The following is a 667-nucleotide window of genomic DNA, read 5'->3' as shown; positions in this document are numbered from 1 at the left end:
ACCGTACTCAGTCAAAAATTCCACGCGCTTATCCTCAGGTTTGATATATACAAATAACGAAAACATTATGACCATTGCATTGTTGGGCCATTATTGCCAAATACAAGGGTTTCGTTCAGATATTGTTGGCTACTAATTTACACCTTCACACCATAATTCAAACAAGCGTTCGATTTATTAGTTGACAAGCGTTTTTCGAGTAACTAATCTTGACATCCGTGAAAATCAATACGCTTCACACTCAGGCTAGCTACCTTGCACTATTGAGCTTCAACCTCATGCATATACACGTGTAGCTTAGCGATAATTGATACATAAAAAGGGTATTCTCATGTCTGTAGCTTCTACTTTCGAGACACTAAAAGAAAACTTCAACGCTGACGCAGCTAGCGGCATCGACTTGGTATTCCAATTCAACATCGAAGACGATGACAACTACAGCCTAACTATCGCTGACGGTACATGCGAACTAGCAGCTGGTGAGCACGATGATCCTTCAGTTACTTTGATCATGAACACTGAAACTCTTAAAGGCATCGTTAGTGGCGAAACTGACGGTATGCAAGCGTTCATGGCTGGTCAGCTACGTGCTGAAGGCGACATGATGCTAGCAACTAAGCTAGGCGAGCTTTTCAGCATCGGTTAGTAAGGTCTGCTTAACATGATT

The 667-nt window shown here is 42.0% G+C and carries 1 protein-coding gene; it reads left to right on the top strand.

What is annotated here, in order from left to right:
- Nucleotides 1-331: 331 nt before the first annotated feature.
- A complete protein-coding gene (locus A3729_RS23305; RefSeq protein WP_068507398.1) occupies nucleotides 332-646 on the top strand; it encodes an SCP2 sterol-binding domain-containing protein in 315 nt (104 codons plus the stop codon).
- Nucleotides 647-667 lie beyond the last annotated feature (21 nt).

This window comes from Oleiphilus sp. HI0043, from assembly GCF_001634935.1.
This window is presented reverse-complemented; position numbering and strand designations above follow the sequence as displayed.

Bases quoted from the DNA above. Each gene is read 5' to 3' on its own strand.
- A3729_RS23305 (WP_068507398.1), top strand. From the start codon at position 332: ATGTCTGTAGCTTCTACTTTCGAGACACTAAAAGAAAACTTCAACGCT.